The organism is Falsiroseomonas oryziterrae (genome assembly GCF_021864505.1).
GTDB lineage: Bacteria > Pseudomonadota > Alphaproteobacteria > Acetobacterales > Acetobacteraceae > Falsiroseomonas > Falsiroseomonas oryziterrae.
Genome location: NZ_JAKJIB010000336.1, coordinates 1 through 4,406, shown reverse-complemented (window position 1 = coordinate 4,406; position 4,406 = coordinate 1). Strand labels below are relative to the sequence as shown.

4 protein-coding genes and 1 pseudogene are annotated in these 4,406 nt (G+C 71.4%); 1 reads left to right on the top strand and 4 read right to left on the bottom strand.

Going from position 1 to position 4,406, the window contains the following annotated elements:
* Positions 1–125: 125 nt before the first annotated feature.
* The 4 genes and pseudogenes from frr to rpsB all read right to left on the bottom strand — a co-directional run.
* Positions 126–665: pseudogene (frr, locus tag L2I40_RS19560) on the bottom strand (ribosome recycling factor); the annotation flags it as partial.
* Positions 666–688: 23 nt separating this feature from the next.
* Positions 689–1,411, bottom strand: a complete 723-nt coding sequence (pyrH, locus tag L2I40_RS19555) for a UMP kinase (protein WP_237216859.1) — start codon at positions 1,409–1,411, stop codon at positions 689–691.
* A 220-nt stretch (positions 1,412–1,631) separates the two neighbouring features.
* Entirely contained in the window at positions 1,632–2,540 is a 909-nt protein-coding gene (gene tsf, locus L2I40_RS19550) for a translation elongation factor Ts (protein ID WP_237216858.1), read from the bottom strand.
* Positions 2,541–2,646: 106 nt separating this feature from the next.
* Positions 2,647–3,441 carry a 30S ribosomal protein S2 gene (gene rpsB, locus L2I40_RS19545; RefSeq protein ID WP_237216857.1) on the bottom strand — a complete coding sequence of 265 codons (795 nt, stop codon included), beginning with the start codon at positions 3,439–3,441 and terminating at the stop codon, positions 2,647–2,649.
* Between the two features lie 339 nt (positions 3,442–3,780).
* Here rpsB and L2I40_RS19540 point away from each other — a divergent pair.
* Positions 3,781–4,406 (top strand): hypothetical protein (locus L2I40_RS19540; RefSeq protein WP_456305754.1); only part of this gene is annotated, 626 nt, incomplete at its 3' end.

The window sequence follows — 4,406 nt, the reverse complement described above, 5'->3', positions numbered from 1 at the left end:
ACCTATGATGTCGTGCGCGGCGCGGCGGATTGGCCCTATGCCGGCAAGGACGTGGTCGTGGTGACCAACCGCCCGCTGCAGGAGGCGCCGGATCGCGTGACGGCGCGCGGCGGCGATATCGCGGCGAGCGCGGCGTCGATGGCCTTGATGTGCGCGTCGGTCATCTTCTGCACCTCGTCGCTCCAGCGCTTCACGTCGTCCTGGCTGGCCTCGGCCTTCTTGTCCTTCTCCCAGCCCTTCACCGTCTCCATCCCATCGCGGCGGACGCCGCGGGTGGCGACGCGCGCGGCCTCGGCGTATTTCGCCGCGGTCTTGGCCAGTTCGGTCCGGCGCTCCTGCGTCAGCGGCGGCAGCGGCACGCGGATGACCTGGCCTTCCGCCATCGGATTGAGCCCGAGGCCCGAGTCGCGGATCGCGACCTCCACCTGCTTGGTGATCGAGCGGTCGAAGACCTGCACCGAGAGCAGACCGGGCCCAGCCACCGAGATGTTGGCCACCTGGTTCAGCGGCTGGTTGGTGCCGTAGGCCTCGACGCGGATCGGCTCGAGCAGCGCGGGCGAGGCACGGCCCGTGCGCAGCCCCGCGAACTCCTTCTTCAGCGTCTCCATCGCGCCATCCATGCGGCGCTGCAGGTCGCGCTTCAGCGCCTGGAAATCGGCGGGCATCCCGCTCTCTCCCTTCTTGCTTCCTACTGGTCCACGACCGTCGTGAACTTCCCCTCGCCCTTCATGACGGCGGTGAAAGCGCCCGGCTCGTGGATGTTGAAGACGATGATCGGCAGCTTGTTCTCGCGCGCGAGGCTGATCGCGGCGGCATCCATCACCGCGAGGTCGCGCGCCAGCATGTCGAGATAGGTCAGCGTCACGTAGCGCTCGGCGTTCGGGTTCTTGCGCGGGTCGGCGGAATAGACGCCATCCACCTGCGTACCCTTGAGCAGCGCGTCGCAGCCCATCTCGGCGGCCCGGAGCGCCGCGGCGGTGTCGGTGGTGAAGAAGGGGTTGCCGGTGCCGGCGGCGAAGATCACCACCCTCCCCTTCTCCATGTGCCGGATCGCGCGGCGGCGGATGAAGGGCTCGCAGAGCGAGGCCATGGAGATCGCCGACTGCACCCGGGTCGAGACGCCGGCCTTCTCGAGCCAGTTCTGCATCGCGAGCGCGTTCATCACGGTCGCCAGCATGCCCATGCCGTCGGCCTGGGCGCGGTCCATGCCAGCCGAGGCGCCGGCGACGCCGCGGAAGATGTTGCCGCCGCCGATCACCAGGCAGACCTGCACGCCGAGCGCGACAACGTCCCGGATGTCCTCCGCGATCGCCTTCAGGGTCGCATTGTCCAGCCCGTAGTCGCGCGTGCCCATCAGCGCCTCGCCGGACACCTTGAGCAGGACGCGCTTGTAGCGGGGGGTGTCGGTCATCGGGGCTCCGGACAGGGCGCCAAGGGGCCGGTTTGGGGCCGGGCGGCGCGGCGGCGGAACATAGGCGCGGGGGTGTGGCAACCGCAAGGCAGGCGGGCGCGGCTCCGCCCGCGCGCCGCAGCGCCCCGCACCGCAGGAATCGGAACGGCCCGCGGCGGGCTGCGCCGTGGGCCGTTCAACAAGGCGTGCCGACGGGGCGATGCCCCGCCGGCCGGGCGCATCAGCCCTTGCTCATCGCGGCGACCTCGGCCGCGAAGTCGCCGGTCTCCTTCTGGATGCCCTCGCCGAGCTGGAAGCGGGCGAAGCCGGCGAGCTTGCCGCCCGCCTTCTGCACCACCTGCTTCACCCGGCTCTCGCCGTCATGCACCCAGACCTGCTCCAGCAGGACCACTTCCTCGTAGTACTTGCGGATGCGGCCCTCGATCATCTTCTCGATGATCTCGGGCTTCTTGCCCGAGCCGGCCGCCTGCTCGCGCAGCACCGCCTTCTCGCGCTCGAGCTCCGACATCTCGACGCCCTCGATGTCGAGCGCGGTCGGACGGGTGGCGGCGACATGCATGCCGATCTGGCGGCCCAGCATCTCCATCGCCTCGAGCTCGGACGCCGCCTCGAGCGCCACCAGCACGCCGATCTTGCCGAGGCCCGGCTTCACCGCGTTGTGCACATAGGTCGCGACCGTGCCCGACGGCACGCGCAGCACCTTGGCGCGGCGGATCGTCATGTTCTCGCCGATGGTGGCGATCAGCCGCGTCAGCTCGTCCTGGGTGGAGTGGCCGGTGCCCGGGAAGGTCGCCGACTTCAGCTTCTCGACGTCGTCGCCAACCGAGAGGGCGAGGCCCGCCACCTCGGCCACGAAGGTCTGGAACAGCTCGTTGCGCGCGACGAAGTCGGTCTCGGCGTTCACCTCGACCATCGCGGCGACGTTGGGGCCGGAGGCGACGCCCACCAGGCCCTCGGCGGCGACGCGGCCGGACTTCTTGGCCGCGGCCGAGAGGCCCTTCTTGCGCAGCCAGTCGATCGCGGCCTCCATGTCGCCGCCCGCCTCGGTCAGCGCCTTCTTGCAATCCATCATGCCGGCGCCGGTCCGCTCGCGCAGCTCGCGCACCATCGCCGCGGTGATCTCGGCCATCTCACGTCACTCCCGATCAGGTCGGTTCAATGCAAGGCAGGCCGGGGCGCACCGCCCCGGCCCATGATGTCGGTGGAAAGGCGGGGACGCACCGTCCCCGCTGCCCTCACTCGGCGGCCGGCTGCTCCGCCGGCGCGGCCTCGACGGGCGCTTCCGGCAGGACCTCGTCCGGCACCTGCTCCATCGCGCCGACATCGGCGCCCGAGCTCTGCAGCGCGCCGGCCAGGCCATCCAGCACCGCGCCCGCGACCATATCGCAGTAGAGGTTGATGGCGCGGATCGCGTCGTCGTTGCCCGGGATCGGGAAGGCGATGCCCTGCGGGTCGGCGTTGCTGTCCACCACGGCCACGACCGGGATGCCGAGCTTGTTGGCCTCCTCGATCGCCAGCTTCTCCTTCACCACGTCAATGACGAAGATGATGTCGGGCAGCCCGCCCATGTCCTTGATGCCGCCGAGCGCGCGGTCGAGCTTCTCCTTCTCGCGCGTCAGCATCAGGACCTCCTTCTTGGTCAGGCCCTGCACGTCGCCGCCGAGGCGCTCCTCCATCTGCTTCAGGCGCTTGATGCTGCCCTGGATGGTCTTCCAGTTGGTCAGCATGCCGCCCAGCCAGCGGTGGTTCACGTAGTACTGGCCGCAGCGACCCGCGCTCTCGGCCACGTAGTCCGCCGCCGCCTTCTTGGTGCCGACCATCAGCAGGCGCCCGCCGCCGGCGATCACGTCGCGGATGGCGCGCAGCGCGCGGTCCATCATCGGCACGGTCTGTTGCAGGTCGAGGATGTGGACCTGGTTGCGGACGCCGAAGATGTAGGGCGCCATCCGGGGGTTCCAGCGGCGCGTGTGGTGGCCGAAATGCACGCCGGCCTCGAGCAGGCCGCGCAGGGTGACGTCGGGCATCGCCATCGGGCGAAGATCCTTCTTCCAGTGGTCCGGTTGAGCCTCCGCGGCGCCATCCCCGCCTTCGGAAAAGGTCGGGGACCGGACCCCTCGCCCGAGACCGGGCCGGAAGGGTGCACCGCGTGCGGATTTGCCGCCGCCAGGGAGCCCCGGCGCCGACCGCGGGCTTATGGACCAGCGGCGGGGACGGCGCAAGCGCGCCGCCCGCGCCAGCGCCCACCCGCCCCGCCCCGCCCCGGGCGGCATGGTGTCCCGCTTCGGAACGTCCTGCCCGCAGCCTCGTTGTGGTGGCCACGATGCGCCGCGCGACGGCGCAGCACTCACACCGACAGGAGGCGCGGAAGCATGAGCGATCCGTCCGACACCGGCATGTCCGGCCGACAGCAGCCGTCCGGCTCCGCGATTCCGGGCCAGGCACGCGAGGATCTGCGCGCGGCGGCGCGCGAGGCGCGCATGGCGGCGAACGATGCCGCGACGACCGTGAAGCAGGAAGCCGCCGCCGCGGCCGAAGGCCTGAAGCAGGAAGGCGCCGCGCTGCTCGACACCGCCAAGGAGCGCGCCGAGGGGCTGGCCGAGGATACGAAGCAGGCCGGCGCCGAGCACGCGCAGGGCCTCGCTCGCGCCATCCACCGGGCCGCGGACGAGCTGGAACGCGACAGCCCCCAGGTCGCGCGCCTGGTGCACGACGCCGCCGGCAGCGTCGACGAGATCGCGCGCGCGATCCGCGAGCGCAGCCCGCGCGACATGCTGCGCAGCGCCGAGGATTTCGCGCGCCGGCAGCCGTTCCTCTTCATGGGCGCGGCCGCGCTCGCCGGCTTCGCCGTGGCGCGCTTCGCGCGCAGCTCCGCCGCGCACCGGCGTCACGTCATGGAACGCGACTTCCACGACCGGATGCATGGCCGGGCGGGCCTGCCCGGCGGCGGGATGCACACGGCCGGCGCCGGGATGGGCAGCAGCGCCGGAATGGGCGG